The 14,694-nt window shown below is 61.1% G+C and carries 10 protein-coding genes; 4 read left to right on the forward strand and 6 right to left on the reverse strand.

Features of this window, described 5'->3' with window-relative positions:
- Nucleotides 1-210 precede the first annotated feature (210 nt).
- The 3 genes from ACP15L_RS08450 (at nucleotide 211) to ACP15L_RS08460 (ending at nucleotide 5,051) form a co-directional block, all read left to right on the forward strand.
- Nucleotides 211-3,372 carry a valine--tRNA ligase gene (locus ACP15L_RS08450; RefSeq protein ID WP_425083838.1) on the forward strand — a complete coding sequence of 1,054 codons (3,162 nt, stop codon included), beginning with the start codon at nucleotides 211-213 and terminating at the stop codon, nucleotides 3,370-3,372.
- 143 nt (nucleotides 3,373-3,515) lie between these two features.
- Nucleotides 3,516-4,679: a benzoate/H(+) symporter BenE family transporter gene (locus ACP15L_RS08455; protein ID WP_425083839.1), complete on the forward strand. Its 1,164-nt coding sequence runs from the start codon at nucleotides 3,516-3,518 to the stop codon at nucleotides 4,677-4,679.
- 39 nt (nucleotides 4,680-4,718) lie between these two features.
- The gene (locus ACP15L_RS08460) at nucleotides 4,719-5,051 is read left to right on the forward strand and encodes a DUF1992 domain-containing protein (protein ID WP_425083840.1); all 333 of its coding nucleotides are present in this window, start codon (nucleotides 4,719-4,721) and stop codon (nucleotides 5,049-5,051) included.
- Here the strand turns inward: ACP15L_RS08460 and ACP15L_RS08465 are convergent, their stop codons facing one another.
- Nucleotides 5,052-5,834, reverse strand: a complete 783-nt coding sequence (locus ACP15L_RS08465; RefSeq protein WP_425083841.1) for a crotonase/enoyl-CoA hydratase family protein — start codon at nucleotides 5,832-5,834, stop codon at nucleotides 5,052-5,054. It abuts the gene before it with no gap.
- A 125-nt stretch (nucleotides 5,835-5,959) separates the two neighbouring features.
- Here ACP15L_RS08465 and ACP15L_RS08470 point away from each other — a divergent pair, with 125 nt between their 5' ends.
- On the forward strand, nucleotides 5,960-7,069 hold the full coding sequence (locus ACP15L_RS08470) for a pyridoxal phosphate-dependent aminotransferase (protein ID WP_425083842.1): 1,110 nt from the start codon (nucleotides 5,960-5,962) through the stop codon (nucleotides 7,067-7,069).
- Between the two features lie 80 nt (nucleotides 7,070-7,149).
- Here the strand turns inward: ACP15L_RS08470 and ACP15L_RS08475 are convergent, their stop codons facing one another.
- The 5 genes from ACP15L_RS08475 to ptsP all read right to left on the reverse strand — a co-directional run bounded on the left by ACP15L_RS08475 (nucleotide 7,150) and on the right by ptsP (nucleotide 14,686).
- Complete coding sequence (locus ACP15L_RS08475; RefSeq protein WP_425083843.1) at nucleotides 7,150-8,340, reverse strand: pyridoxal-phosphate-dependent aminotransferase family protein; 1,191 nt, start codon at nucleotides 8,338-8,340, stop codon at nucleotides 7,150-7,152.
- A 51-nt stretch (nucleotides 8,341-8,391) separates the two neighbouring features.
- Complete coding sequence (locus ACP15L_RS08480; protein ID WP_425083844.1) at nucleotides 8,392-9,024, reverse strand: bifunctional 4-hydroxy-2-oxoglutarate aldolase/2-dehydro-3-deoxy-phosphogluconate aldolase; 633 nt, start codon at nucleotides 9,022-9,024, stop codon at nucleotides 8,392-8,394.
- Nucleotides 9,025-9,027: 3 nt separating this feature from the next.
- Complete coding sequence (gene edd, locus ACP15L_RS08485; protein ID WP_425083845.1) at nucleotides 9,028-10,833, reverse strand: phosphogluconate dehydratase; 1,806 nt, start codon at nucleotides 10,831-10,833, stop codon at nucleotides 9,028-9,030.
- Between the two features lie 2 nt (nucleotides 10,834-10,835).
- Nucleotides 10,836-12,281 (reverse strand): glucose-6-phosphate dehydrogenase, encoded by a 1,446-nt coding sequence (zwf, locus tag ACP15L_RS08490; protein ID WP_425083846.1) that lies wholly within the window; start codon nucleotides 12,279-12,281, stop codon nucleotides 10,836-10,838.
- A gap of 161 nt (nucleotides 12,282-12,442) precedes the next feature.
- Nucleotides 12,443-14,686, reverse strand: coding sequence for a phosphoenolpyruvate--protein phosphotransferase (ptsP, locus tag ACP15L_RS08495; RefSeq protein WP_425083847.1), 2,244 nt, complete (start codon nucleotides 14,684-14,686; stop codon nucleotides 12,443-12,445).
- Nucleotides 14,687-14,694: the final 8 nt, after the last annotated feature.

The raw sequence follows: 14,694 nt of genomic DNA on the forward strand, positions 1-14,694 counted from the left end.
AACGAGCAGTGAAGCCGCATCTTATCGGGTCGCACCGTCTCGTGACTGCACGTTACAAGTGTAGCTGAACAACCCAGTGGCCGTCTGTGGCCTGGTTCACGGTCCCGGCGGACCGAATGCCTTGTGGATTTGAGTGCAAAGCCTTCCCCTTTTGCCATCCTTTCGCTATTGCACGCATTAACCCAAGATTGATGACGCAGGACGCACCCCATGGCGATGGAAAAGACATTCAACGCGGCCGAGGCTGAGGCCCGCATCTACGAGGCCTGGGAACAGGCCGGAGCCTTCAAGGCAGGCGCAAACAAATCGCGTGACGAGAGCTTTACCATCATGATCCCGCCGCCCAACGTGACAGGTGCTTTGCACGTGGGCCATGCGTTCAACAACACGCTTCAGGACATCCTGATCCGTTGGCACCGGATGCGCGGCTTCGACACTCTCTGGCAACCCGGCCAAGACCACGCGGGCATCGCCACGCAGATGCAGGTTGAAAAGATGCTTGCCGCCACGCAGCAGCCGGGTCGGCGCGAACTGGGTCGCGAGAAATTCCTTGAGAAAGTCTGGGAGTGGAAAGGCGAATACGGTGGCACGATCATCGAGCAACTGAAGCGCCTCGGCTCCTCCTGCGACTGGTCGCGCAACGCCTTTACGATGGCCGGGGCGGCAGGCGATCCGCGCACAGGGCATGAGAACTCGGCCAATTTCCACGATGCCGTGATCAAGGTTTTCGTCGACATGTACGAAAAGGGTCTGATCTATCGCGGCAAGCGTCTGGTCAACTGGGACCCACATTTCGAAACCGCGATCTCGGACCTCGAAGTCGAGAATATCGAAGTCGCGGGCCACATGTGGCACTTCAAATACCCGCTGGCTGGCGGCGAGACCTACACCTATGTCGAGAAGGACGAGGACGGGAATATCGTGCTTGAGGAAGAGCGCGACTATATCTCGATCGCCACGACCCGACCTGAGACCATGCTGGGCGACGGTGCGGTTGCGGTTCATCCCTCGGATGAGCGCTATGCGCCAATCGTTGGCAAACTCTGCGAAATCCCTGTTGGTCCGAAAGAGCATCGCCGTCAGATCCCGATCATCACCGATGAGTATCCGGACCCCGATTTCGGCTCGGGCGCGGTGAAAATCACCGGCGCGCATGACTTCAACGACAACATGGTCGCCAAGCGCGGCGGCATTCCGATGTACCGCCTGATGGACACCAAGGGCGCGATGCGGGCTGATGGTGCGCCTTACGCGGAAGAAGCGGACAAGGCGCAGGAATACGCGCGCGGACGTGAGTTCACCGAGAACGAAATCGACGCGATCAACCTGATCCCTGGCCACCTGCGCGGCCTAGATCGGTTCGAAGCGCGCGCGAAGGTTGTCGAAGAAATCACTGCGGACGGTCTGGCCGTTATGACCCGCGCGGATGATCCGCGTCTGGGTTCAACCGCTCTGAAGCCCGATCATGAGGGCGCGGACAAGCTGGTCCCTCTGGTCGAGAGCAAACCGATCATGCAGCCCTTCGGCGATCGCTCAAAAGTCGTCATCGAGCCGATGTTCACCGACCAGTGGTTTGTCGACGCAGAAAAGGTGGTCGGCCCCGCGCTGGATGCAGTCAAGGACGGCACGGTCAAGATCATCCCCGAGTCGGGCGAGAAGACCTATTACCACTGGCTGGAAAACATCGAGCCCTGGTGCATCTCGCGCCAGCTGTGGTGGGGGCATCAGATTCCGGTTTGGTATGGCCTCGATCTCTCGGCTGAGAACTTCAAGGACGACGAAAACGACGGCGACCTTGATCTGGTCGAATTGGGCCGTTTGCTGAACGAAGGCGGCATGTTGCACCGTGGCAATGTCATGGAATGTGCAGCGAGCCTTGAAGCTGTCACCGAGAAATTCCTCGACGACAACGCAAACATTCCCAGCCCTCTGAGCCACGCGACGGTTGTCGAAGTTGCCGACAAGCAGGAAGCGATGCATCAGTTCGCTGAAAGCCTTGCTCATTACGCAGTCGAACAGGACCCGACCAAGCTGGTCTACCCGGTTTGGCGCGACCCGGACGTACTCGACACCTGGTTCTCTTCCGGTCTTTGGCCCATTGGCACGCTGGGCTGGCCTGAACAGACTGAAGAATTGGAGCGCTACTTCCCCACGGATGTCTTGGTTACTGGTTTCGACATCCTGTTCTTCTGGGTCGCCCGGATGATGATGATGCAACTGGCCGTAGTCGATCAGATTCCGTTCCACACCGTCTACCTGCACCAGCTCGTCCGCGACGAGAAGGGCAAGAAGATGTCCAAGACCACCGGTAACGTCATCGACCCGCTGGAGATCGTGGACGAATTCGGTGCCGACGCGCTGCGCTTTACCAACGCTTCGATGGCGGCGATTGGCGGTGTGCTGAAACTGTCCCGCGAGCGCATCACCGGCTACCGGAACTTCGGCACCAAGCTGTGGAACGCCGTCCGCTTTGCTGAGATGAACGAGGTCTTCACCGTCGCCGTCCCACAACTGGATGTGGCTGACCTACAGCCCAAGGCGGCCGTCAACCGCTGGATCATCGGTGAAACTGCCCGCGTGCGGGAAGAGGTCGATGCTGCGCTGGAAAGCTATCGTTTCAACGATGCTGCGAATGGGCTTTATGCCTTTGTTTGGGGCAAAGTCTGCGATTGGTATGTGGAGCTGTCAAAACCACTGCTGCAAGGCGACGACACCGAGGCGCGGGCTGAGACCCGCGCCACCATGCGCTGGGTTTTGGATCAGTGCATGGTCCTGCTGCACCCGATCATGCCCTTCATCACCGAAGAGCTTTGGGCGCTGACCGGCAACCGCGCCAAGATGGTTGTCCACGCCGACTGGCCGACCTACGCCGCTGCCGACCTGATCGATGCCGACGCGGATCGCGAAATGAACTGGGTGATCTCGGTGATCGAAAACACCCGCTCCGCCCGTGCGCAAATGCGGGTTCCGGCGGGCCTCTACGTACCGATGCTGGTGACCGAGATCGACAATCACGGTCAAGCCGCGTGGGGCCGCAACGAAGCACTGATCAAACGTCTTGCCCGGATCGATAGTCTGACCAAGGCTGATGAGCTGCCAAAAGGCACGATCTCGATTGCCGCCCCGGGCGCGAGCTTCGGCCTGCCGCTGGCCGACATCATCGACATCGGCGCCGAGAAGGAACGGTTAGAAAAAGCCAAAGGCAAACTGGCCAAGGAACTCGGCGGTCTGCGGGGACGTCTGAACAACCCCAAATTCGTGGCTTCGGCCCCGGAAGAGGTGGTTGAGGAAGCCAAAGCCAACCTTGCTGCTCGCGAAGAAGAAGAGGCCAAGCTGAACGAAGCCCTCGCTCGTCTGGCCGAACTCGCCTGATCTTCTTCTCGTTCCAAATACGGAAATCCCGACCTCACCACCGAACCGGTGGTGAGGTTTTTTCTTTTCCTTCAGAGCTTTCCCCTTGTTCGCGCCAGCCCGCGCTTGATAGCAGTTCGGAACAACAACCCTCCGAGGCCCCTATGGCACGACCCTTCCCTCCGATGCAGACCGTCTCGACAGGACTCGTAGTCGCCATTGTCGGGTTCTTCAGCTCTTTTCCCATCGTGCTGCAAGGGCTGGGTGCGATGGGCGCAACAGCTGCCCAAGCAGCCTCGGGACTGATGAGTGCTGCAATTGCCATGGGGCTGGCCGCGATTGCTCTCAGCCTGCGCTACCAGCAACCAATCAGCGTGGCCTGGTCTACCCCCGGAGCGGCATTACTGGCGGTTTCGGCTACCCCTGTCGCAGGCTTCTCAGGCGCAATCGGAGCCTTCCTCTGCGCCGGAGCCTTGACGATTCTAGCCGGGCTTTGGAAACCACTGGGACGTCTGGCCGCCGCAATCCCGACCACTCTGGCACAGGCGATGCTCGGCGGAGTGCTGTTGCCCCTGTGCATTGTCCCGTTCAAAGCGGCTGTTGAGCTACCCTGGCAGGCCCTGCCCGTGATCCTGACATGGTTCATCTCTGGACGTCTCAACCGTCTTTTTGCTGTTCCGGCAGCCGTCGTCGCAGCAGCGCTGGTGGTTGTGTTCAGCGCCGATGGTGCGTCCGTCCGACCCGAGGCCTATCTGGCCGCGCCTGTCTGGACGATGCCCTCATTCTCGCTTGCGTCAGCCATCGGCATCGGCCTGCCGCTATTCGTCGTCACAATGGCAACCCAAAACATCCCTGGCATCGCCGTGATGCGCAGCTTTGGCTACACACCCGCACCTGGCAAGCTGTTCTCCTCCGTCGGGGGGGCCAGCTTGTTGTCGGCCCCATTTGGAGCCCCCGCAACCTGTCTGGCGGCGATCACCGCTGCGATGTGTTCGAACGAAGACAGCCACCCAGACCGCTCTTTGCGTTATTGGTCAGCAATCATGGCTGGCGTGTTCTATTGCGTCTTCGGTATCTTTGCCGTGGCGATCACCGGCTTTGCCGCCCATGCCGACCCGCTTCTGATGGGTACGCTGACCGGCGTGGCCCTGATTGGCGTTATGGCCAACGCGACCTTCGCAGCACTGGAAATACCCGCCGAACGCGAAGCCGCGATCTTGACCTTCGCCATCACCGCCTCAGGGATCACGGTGTTTGGTCTGGGCGCTGCGGTTTGGGGCTTGATGGCTGGAGGCGTCGCCTACATCTTCACCACCAAGCTGCGATGATCCCTTTCTCCCCACGCCTGAAAAAGTTATCCTTTGCCCATGTTCGGATCACTTGGAAAACTGGTGGAACGCCAGATCAAGAAGGCTCAGGCCGAGGGTCAATTACAGGGTCTTGAGGGCGAAGGTGCGCCTCTGCCTGATCGCTCTGGCGAAGCGCAAAGCGATCCCGCCATTTCGGCCGGTCATCGGATCATGGCGCAAGCCGGGGTACTGCCCGAGGAGTTCGACATCAAAAAACAGTTGGACGAGGCCCGCAAGGAATATGCCGGACTGACCGATCCCGAGGCCCGCAAAGCCACGATGTCTAAGATCGCCGATCTCGAAATGCGCTACAACATGGCCCGAGACGCGCGGCGTGCCTTCATGCGGTGATCACTTGAACTCGGGCTTTCGGCCCTGCATCTGTGCCATCACAACCTCCATCTGGTCAGGCTTTCCAATCAGATCCACCTGTTCCGAGGACTCGGCCAGCAACACATCGGCGCGCGGATTGGTTTCGGCAAAGTCTATGAGGCGCTTAGCGGCGCGGATGGCTGAGGGGCTTTGCGAGGCGATGTTTTCAGCCAATGCAAGTGCTTCGGTCTGTGGATCATCGGACAGCTTGGTGACCAGGCCCCACTCGGCCGCCTGTGCAGCCCCAATGGGACGCGCGGTATAGGTCAGCAGCCTCAAAACATCCGAGCGGACCAATTTCGGAAGCAGAACCATGCCCCCCATATCGGGAATGATACCCCATTTCATCTCCATCACCGCTAGCTTCGCCTCGGGGTGGGCGATGCGGATATCCGCGCCCAGAGCGATCTGCAGGCCGCCCCCATAAGCCGCGCCTTGGATAGCGCAGATGACAGGAACGGGGATGCGCCGCCAGATCAGGGCCAGTTCCTGCATCTCGTTGGCGTCTTCATGGCTGCGGGTCATCAGCCATTCGGTCGGGTCCATATGGGCCATTTTCGCGAAACTCGCCATGTCGAGACCGGCGCAGAAGCTTTTGCCCTCACCCGAGAAGACCACGGCGCGGGCGTCTGAGGCCGCAACCTCTTGCCCAGCGGCCAGCAGCGCCTTGATCATCGCCTCGTCCAGAGCATTCATCTTGTCGCCGCGCGTCAGCGTGACATGAGCGATGTGATCCTTGTACTCGACAGATACGCGCGCCATTCCGGACCTCCTTGTTTTGCAGTCTTAGTAAGACTGCCCCGAATGCGAGTGCAGTTCCACCGCGACGTTGAGGCATGTCGAGGCTCGGGCTTGCAGCAACCCGCACGGTGGGCTTATCTGCGCCTATGACCAAACCTCGCTACACATCGCTCGCCCAATCCCTGCCCGCAACCGTCCCGTTTGTGGGGCCGGAAACGCAGGAGCGCCAACGCGGTGCCCCCTTCAAGGCACGGCTTGGTGCGAATGAAAGCGTGTTTGGCCCCTCGCCTCGAGCAATTGAAGCGATGCAACGGGCCGCCAGTGAGATCTGGATGTATGGTGATCCCGAGAATCACGATCTGCGCCATGCGTTGGCTGCGCATCACAGAGTTACCCCCGAAAATATCGTGGTGGGCGAAGGCATTGACGGGCTGTTGGGCTACTTGGTGCGACTATTGATCGGGCCGGGCGATGCGGTGGTGACTTCAGACGGGGCCTATCCCACATTCAACTACCATGTGGCGGGCTTTGGAGGCGTTTTGCACAAGGTTCCCTATCGCGACGATCACGAAGACCCTGCCGCTTTGTTTGCCAAGGCCGCAGAGGTGGATGCCAAGCTGGTCTATCTGGCAAACCCCGACAATCCGATGGGAAGCTGGCGTTCGGGCGCCGATATCGTGGTCGCGATGGAGGCTCTGCCCTCAGGATGCCTGCTGGTTCTGGACGAGGCCTATGTCGAATGTGCGCCTGACGGCACTGCTGCGCCTGTTGTCGCCGATGATCCCCGTGTGATCCGGATGCGGACGTTCTCCAAGGTGTACGGGATGGCAGGCGCGCGGGTGGGCTATGCCATCGGTGCCCCCGAATTGATTGCGGCGTTCAACAAGGTACGCAACCATTTCGGCATGAACCGGGCTGCGCAAGCCGGCGCGCTGGCGGCACTTGAGGATGGCGACTGGCTGTCAGAGGTGCAGGCCCGGATCACTGAAGCTCGGGATCGTATCGGACGCATTGCGCAGGCCAACGGTTTGATCCCGTTGCCTTCGGCCACGAATTTCGTTGCGATTGACTGCGGGCGTGACGGGGTGTTTGCGAAGGCTGTTCTGGACTCGCTGGTCGAACAGGGTGTGTTTGTGCGGATGCCATTTGCGGTGCCGCAGAACCGCTGCATCCGGGTGAGTTGTGGTGCAGAGGCAGAGATGGCGGCTTTTGAAGCGGCCCTGCCTTTGGCCTTGGCGCAAGCTCGCGCGGTATAGGGGGGCTGTCTGCCCCCCATCGCGCCAAGGCGCGATTCCCCCCGAGGATATTTTCGGCCAGATGAAGGGGCGGATTGGCGCTATATGGCCAATGTCGCGGCGGCTGCTTCCAGCGCGCCTTGGCCGCGGGGGATATCAAGTGCCGCCATGGCGGTTTCCATGCCACCCAGCATCGCCATGATCATCTGCGCGTTGACGTGCCCCATATGGCCCAGACGGAAGCAACCGTCCCAGTCCTCCATCCCCAAGCCGATGCCGAGCGTCAGGCCAAGCTGGTTTTCGGTGTAGTTGCGCAGCGGTGTGCCGCGCCCCTCGGTCAGGCGTAGGGCGGTGACCGCGTGGCTGCGATGGGTCGGGTCGGTGACGTTGAAATGAAGCGCTCCGCCTTGCGCCCAGACATCACAGGCGGCCCAGATAGCCTTGGCGAGGCGTTCGTGCCGGGCCCAGACGTTTTCAAGACCCTCGCCATGGATCAAGTCCAGCGCAGCTCGCAGGCCGTAGAGGTGATGGGTGGGCGCGGTGCCGTTGAAATACTGATAGAACAGCTCGGGGTTGGCGCGCGGTTGCCAGTCCCAATATTGCGAAACACGGGGCATTGCAGCGCGTTTCGCCTGCGATTTGTCGTTGAAGAAGACAAAGCCGGTGCCCGCCGGGGTCATCAGGCCCTTCTGGCAGGCTGTCACGGTGACATCGACTCCCCAAGCGTCCATCTCGAACCGGTCGCAACCCATTGAGGCGATACAGTCGGCCATTAGCAACGCTGGGTGGTTCAAGTCATCCAGCAGGGCGCGCAGGCCTGGAATGTCATTTCGGATCGAGGTGGAGGTATCCACGTGGACGGCAAGCACAGCTTTGATTTTGTGCTCATTGTCGGCGTTCAGAGCCTCGGCGATACGGTCGAGATCCCAGGGTGAAGACAAGCCGAAGTCTATCAGGTCGATCTTTGCGCCGATCCCCTCAGCCATCTCGGCCCAGCCATGGGTAAAACGACCCGAGGCTGGGGCCAGAACGGTTTCTCCGGGGGCGATCACATTCGAAAGCGCGGCCTCCCACGTGCCGTGGCCGTTGGCGATATAGATGGCGACGTTGTGCTGGGTTCCGGCCACGCGCTTCAGGTCCTGCGTCAGCGCGGGCATCATCTCGATCAACGCGCCATCGTAGATATTGGGCGAAGGGCGATGCATGGCCTGCAACACCGCGTCGGGCATAACCGAAGGGCCCGGAATGGCCAGATACTCGCGCCCATGCACGAGGGAGGTTTGGTTTGTCATGAGGGTAACCTGCTTAACTTGTGGCCTACCCTAGCGTTTCGCCTTGCGGCGTCAATCCGTCAGGTGGGTCGCCTCACGCGCAAGCGCTTCGATCCCGGACCAGTCGCCCTCTTGAACCATCTGCTTTGGCGCGACCCAGCTTCCACCGGCGCAGACCACGTTGGACAGCGAAAGGTAGTCGCGGGCATTTGAGGGCGATACTCCGCCTGTGGGGCAGAAGGTGATCTGCGGCAGAGGTGCCCCTATCGCTTTGAGGGCCGGCGCACCGCCCGAGGCCTCGGCAGGGAAAAATTTCAGCATGTCATAGCCCTTTTCTAGCAGGGCCATGGCCTCACTCGCGGTAGCCGCGCCAGGTAGAAGGGGCAGGCCTTCAGCTTCACAGGCGGCGATCAGGGTATCGGTTGCGCCGGGTGAGACGCCAAACTGCGCGCCAGCTTCCTTGGCGGCGCGGACGTCTTCGGGGGTGACCAGCGTGCCTGCGCCCACGACGCCTCCGGGCACAGCGGCCATGGCGCGGATCACGTCCAGCGCGGCAGGGGTGCGCAGGGTGACTTCGAGCGCAGGAAGACCACCTGCGACCAGCGCCTCGGCCAAGGGGCGGGCGTGGGCGGCGTCATCCACGACCAGTACCGGAACGATTGGGGCCAGCGCGCAGATCTCGCGGGTGCGTTGGGTTTTGGACATGGGTTAAACTCCGAAAATACTGGCACCTGTGTCGGCGGACCCGACATTCTGGCGGAACGAGCCGAAGAGGTCGCGACCAACGCCGTGCTGGTTGGCAGACAGATCAGCAGTCGCTGGGCTGCGGTCGAGGACGCCAGGGGTGAGGATTTCCAGCTCACCCTTTACGGCATCGACGCGCAGCAGATCACCGTCTTGCAGATAGCCGATGGCACCACCGTCCAGCGCCTCGGGGCAGACATGGATGGCGGCGGGAACCTTGCCCGACGCACCAGACATGCGGCCATCGGTGACCAGAGCGACCTTTTGGCCCCTGCCCTGAAGGATCGATAATATCGGCGTCAGCGAATGCAGCTCGGGCATACCGTTAGCCTTTGGACCCTGGAACCGAACTACCACGATGACGTCATCAGTGAGCTCTCCGGCCTTGAATGCGGCTTTGACGTCGTTTTGGTCGTGGAACACACGGACGGGCGCTTCGACCACTTGGTGCTCGGGTGCCACAGCCGAGACCTTCATGACGCCGGTGCCCAGATTTCCGGTCAGGCGCGACAGACCACCGGTGGGCTGGAACGGGTCCTTGGCCGGGCGCACGATCTTTTCATTCAGGCTATGGCCAGCGCCGTCTTCCCAGACCAACTGGCCGTCTTTTAGCTTGGGCTCCTTGGTATAGTTGTGAAGCCCCTGCCCCGCGACAGTCAGCGTGTCAGGATGCAGCAGCCCATCGTCCAGCAGCGTGCTTATGGTAAAGCCTAAGCCCCCGGCGGCGTGGAAGTGGTTCACGTCGGCCAGACCGTTGGGATAGACCCGCGCGACCAGAGGGACCACGGCAGAAATATCCGAGAAATCCTCCCAGTCCAGAACGATACCACCCGCGCGCGCCATGGCGATCAGGTGGATCAGCAGGTTGGTCGAGCCGCCTGTGGCCATCAGGCCAACGATACCATTGACGAAGGCGCGTTCATCGAGGATCTGGCAGACCGGTGTGTAGTGATTGCCCAACGCGCTGAGAGACAGGGCGCGGCGTGCGCCTTCCTCAGTCAGCGCATCGCGCAGAGGCGTGTTTGGGTTGACGAAGCTAGAGCCCGGCAGGTGCAAGCCCATGAACTCCATCAGCATCTGGTTGGTGTTGGCGGTACCGTAGAAGGTGCAGGTGCCGGGGCCATGGTAAGCTGCCATTTCAGCCTTCATCAGAGCATCGCGACCAACCTCTCCGGCAGCGAATTGCTGACGCACCTTGGCTTTTTCGTCATTCGGTAGACCGCTGGTCATCGGACCAGCGGGCAGGAAGACGGCCGGCAGATGGCCAAAGGCCTGTGCGCCGATGATCAGTCCGGGCACGATCTTGTCGCAAACGCCCAGAAACACCGCCGCGTCATAGGTGTTGTGGCTGAGCGCCACGCCCGTCGCCAGCGCGATCACATCACGCGAAAACAGAGACAGTTCCATCCCCGCCTCGCCTTGGGTCACGCCGTCGCACATGGCGGGAACCCCGCCTGCGACCTGCGCTGTGCCACCTGCCGCGCGGATCGCCTGACGGATCAACTCGGGATACCGCTCGAACGGTTGGTGGGCCGAGAGCATGTCGTTATAGGCGGTGACGATACCAAGGTTCCCAGCCGTACCGGTCGCCATCGAGTTCTGATCCTCACCGGCTCCGGCATAAGCATGCGCCTGACCGCTGCAGGACAGATGCGCACGGGCGGGGCCCTTGGATTTGGCCTGTTCCATGCGCTCAAGATGCGGGCCGCGCAGGTCGGCGCTGCGGTCGATGATACGTTTGGTGACGTCCGAAATAACTGTATTGACCATGATTACCCTCCGATCTGACGCCAGCGGCGTCCATCGCGATGCATCAGCATCAATGCTTCTTCTGGCCCTGAACTGCTCTGATCGTATTTTGCAGGCTTGTCGCCGCGCTCTTCCCAGCCGCGAATAATGGGATCAACCCAGGCCCAGGCGGCCTCGGCCTCATCCCCGCGCATGAACAGGGTTTGGTCGCCGCGGATCACGTCCATGATCAGGCGTTCATAGGCGTCAGGCGATTGCGCACCATCGCCCAGCGCATCGGCAAAGCTCATATCGAGCGCCACGTCGGACAGACGGAACCCGCCCTGCCCCGGTTCCTTGATCGTGGTGCGCAGAGTGATGCCCTCGTCCGGCTGCAGACGGATCACCAGAACATTGCCGTGCAGAGGCCCCACGTTGGGGAAAATCGTATGCGGTGGGTCGCGGAAAAACACTGCAATTTCGGACTCGCGCGCCCTCAGGCGTTTGCCGGTGCGCAGGTAGAACGGCACGCCCGCCCAGCGCCAGTTGCCGATATGCGCCTTCAAAGCAATGAAACTTTCGGTGCGGCTGGCGGGATCCCCGACATGATCGAGGTAACCGTCGCCGCCCTTGTCTGTGCGATACTGACCGCGCGCGATATCCTTCGGCTCGACCGGCTCCAGCGCTTCGATCACCTTGACCTTTTCATCTCGTACCGCGTTTGGCGCGAATTTCGAAGGCGGCTCCATCGCGGTCAGGCAGAGAAGCTGCACCAGATGGTTCTGGATCATATCCCTCATCGCGCCAGACTGGTCGTAGTAAGCACCACGCCCCTCGACCCCGACAGTCTCGGCCACGGTGATCTGCACGTGATCGACATGGGTCGCGTTCCAAAGCGGCTCGAAAAGGGAATTGGCAAAGCGCAGCGCCATCAGGTTCTGCACGGTTTCCTTACCCAGGTAGTGGTCGATCCGGTAGATTTGATGCTCTTCGAAACAGGCGCGCAGCCCCTCGTTTAACGCCTTGGCTGAGGCCAGATCATGACCGAAGGGCTTTTCCACCACGATCCGGCTATCAGGCGTGGCAAGCCCGTGATCGTTCAGACGCTGCGCAATGCCTGAGAACAGGCTGGGCCCAACAGACAGATAGAAAGCCCGCACCACATCCGGGCGCAAGGCTTTGGCCAGATCGGCCCAGCCCGCATCGCCCAGCGCATCCACTGGCACATAGTCAACATGGGTCAAAAAGCGATCCAGAGTGTCCTTGTCGTAGCTCGGCGCGAATTTATCCATCGACGCGCGCAATTGGTCACGAAACCCGTCACTGTCCATGTCGGACCTGGCGGTTCCGATGATCCGCGCATCCTCCGGCATCTGGCCCATTTCAAACCGGTGATACAGCCCTGGCAAGATCTTGCGCTGCGCCAGATCGCCCGTCGCGCCAAACAGCACGAGGTCGAACGGGTCTACCGGGATGACGCGTGAAACCATGATCAGCTTCCTTTTATGCTTCCTGCCCCAAGAAGCAGAACCTCAGTCGCGATGTGGGTCGCTGGTGCGACCCTGAATGTTATCGCTAACATTTCCACGGTTGGATACGGAACCTTGAAATAAAAATCAAGCCCGGAATCCCCAATAGGCCGACTGATGCTTCACGATTGCGACCGCAACCACTCCATTACCGCCGGGCGCACGGATTGCTCACCACGATGACGTGCATCCGCGATGATCTTGCGGACGTCCTGCAGGTTTGATCTCAGCAAAAGGCTTTTGACCGGGCCGATCGAAGCCGGACGCATGGACAAGGTGCGGATCCCCATCGCAGCCAGACACAGCGCCTCAACCGGGCGACCGGCGTCCTCGCCACAGAAACTCAGCGGCGTATCCGAGATGTTGCAGCGTTCTACGATGCGTTCGATGAAGCTGAGGAAACTGACGTTCAACGTGTCATATCGACGGCGCACCAGCTCGTTTTCACGGTCGGCGGCAAAGAAGAACTGTTTCAGGTCGTTGCCCCCGATCGAGATGAAATCCACCTCATCAAAGAACTTTTGCGGTGAGAACGCCAGCGAGGGCGTTTCCAGCATCGCCCCCACTTCGAGCGTTTCCGGCAGGATATGGCCAAGACGCTTTTCACGCTCGATGGTTTTGTTGACCTCCCATCGGGCCTCGCGGAACTCCTCGGCCTGCGCGACGAAGGGGAACATGATGGTCAGCGGGCGGCCATTGGCGGCCCGGATCAGAGCCTGCAACTGCATCCGCATCACGCCGCGCTTATCCAGACCAACGCGGATCGCACGCCAGCCCAGCGCCGGGTTCGGTTCCGCCACGTGCTTCATATAGGGCAGAACCTTGTCGGAGCCGATATCGAGGGTCCGGAACACAACGCGCTTTTCTCCGGCCGCGTCCAGAACCCGCTGGTATTGGGTCACCAGCTCAGACCGTTTCGGCATCTGATTGCGGATCAGGAATTGCAGCTCGGTCCGGAACAAGCCAACCCCTTCCGCGCCCGAGTTCCCGAGCGAGGGCAGATCGGCCATCAGGCCCGCATTCATCGCCATGTTGATCCGAGCGCCATCCTGCGTAACAGTTGGCGTTTCCCGGATCGAGGCATAGCGCTCCTGCGCTTTGGCCTGCATCGCGATCTTGTCGCGAAACGCGCTGACCACAGAGTCTTCGGGGCGCAGATGGACGACGCCATTGTCCCCATCGACCAGAATGTGGTCGCCGTTCAGAGCTTCGGTCGTGATCCGCCCGACATGCACGACCAAGGGGATCGCCAATGCGCGGGCAACAATCGTGGCGTGGCTGCCGACCGAACCCTCCTCGAGCACGATCCCTTTCAGGGACCGGCCATATTCCAACAGGTCCCCTGGACCGATGTTGCGGGCGATGAGGATCGGATCGGGCGGCAGATCGGCGCTGTCGGTCTTGCCCTGCCCCGTCAGGATACGCAGCAAGCGATTGCTGAGGTCATCCAGATCCGCCAGCCGCTCCCGCAGATAAGGATCGGTCACCTGCCCCATACGGGCGCGGGCCTGTGATTGCTCTTTCTCGACCGCGGCCTCGGCGCTGAGGCCAAGGGCGATGTCTTCCTCCATCCGCCGCATCCAGCCCTTGGAATTGGCGAACATGCGGTAGGCTTCCAGAACTTTCAGCTGCTCTTTGTCGCCGTTCTGAGAGATTTCGAGCATCTTGTCGACGCCGACGCGCAGCTCCTCGACCGCCTCGTTCAAACGCTCGCTTTCACGGTGCGGGTCTTCGGCAATCGGGTTGGTCACAACAACGCGCGGCTCGTGCAGCCAGACATGCCCCTCGGCAGACCCTTCCTGCGCCGGACCGCCGGTCAATTGCACTGATTGCTGGTGCAAAGGGGACAGGGCCGCGCCTTCGCCAACGAACGCGCCCAGTTCGGCCATCTCAGCCAGAACCATTGCGACCACTTCCAGCGCGTAGATTTCATCGGCCGAGAATTCACGCGCGTCGCGGGACTGCACCACTAGAACGCCCAGTTTCTGACCCAGCCGCTGTACCGGCACCCCGAGGAATGAGGAAAAACGCTCTTCGCCCGTTTCCGGCATGAACCGAAACCCTTTGGCCGCAGGCGCATCCGCCGTATTCACCACCTTGCCAGATTTGGCCACCCGGCCCACGAGACCTTCGCCCAGACGCATCCGTGTCTGGTGGACGGCTTCGGGCGATAGGCCCTCGGTCGCGCAAAGCTCAAGGGTTTCTTCGTCACGGAACAGGTAGATCGAGCAGACCTCGCAACGAATGCTATCGGCAATCAACTGCGTGATGCGGTCGAGACGCTCCTGACCGGCCGCCTCGCTCGCCATTTCCTCGCGCAGCCGAACCAGCAGCTTGCGGGATTCTGTTTCCGTACCGTCCGCCATGGCCCAAC

Origin of the sequence: Ruegeria profundi, from assembly GCF_049800715.1 — a bacterium.
GTDB classification, from domain to species: domain Bacteria; phylum Pseudomonadota; class Alphaproteobacteria; order Rhodobacterales; family Rhodobacteraceae; genus Ruegeria; species Ruegeria profundi_A.

Bases quoted from the DNA above. Each gene is read 5' to 3' on its own strand.
- zwf (WP_425083846.1), bottom strand. From the start codon at position 12,281: ATGGTTTCACGCGTCATCCCGGTAGACCCGTTCGACCTCGTGCTGTTT.
- ACP15L_RS08455 (WP_425083839.1), top strand. From the start codon at position 3,516: ATGGCACGACCCTTCCCTCCGATGCAGACCGTCTCGACAGGACTCGTA.
- ptsP (WP_425083847.1), bottom strand. From the start codon at position 14,686: ATGGCGGACGGTACGGAAACAGAATCCCGCAAGCTGCTGGTTCGGCTG.
- ACP15L_RS08470 (WP_425083842.1), top strand. From the start codon at position 5,960: ATGACCAAACCTCGCTACACATCGCTCGCCCAATCCCTGCCCGCAACC.
- ACP15L_RS08460 (WP_425083840.1), top strand. From the start codon at position 4,719: ATGTTCGGATCACTTGGAAAACTGGTGGAACGCCAGATCAAGAAGGCT.
- ACP15L_RS08475 (WP_425083843.1), bottom strand. From the start codon at position 8,340: ATGACAAACCAAACCTCCCTCGTGCATGGGCGCGAGTATCTGGCCATT.
- ACP15L_RS08465 (WP_425083841.1), bottom strand. From the start codon at position 5,834: ATGGCGCGCGTATCTGTCGAGTACAAGGATCACATCGCTCATGTCACG.
- ACP15L_RS08480 (WP_425083844.1), bottom strand. From the start codon at position 9,024: ATGTCCAAAACCCAACGCACCCGCGAGATCTGCGCGCTGGCCCCAATC.
- ACP15L_RS08450 (WP_425083838.1), top strand. From the start codon at position 211: ATGGCGATGGAAAAGACATTCAACGCGGCCGAGGCTGAGGCCCGCATC.
- edd (WP_425083845.1), bottom strand. From the start codon at position 10,833: ATGGTCAATACAGTTATTTCGGACGTCACCAAACGTATCATCGACCGC.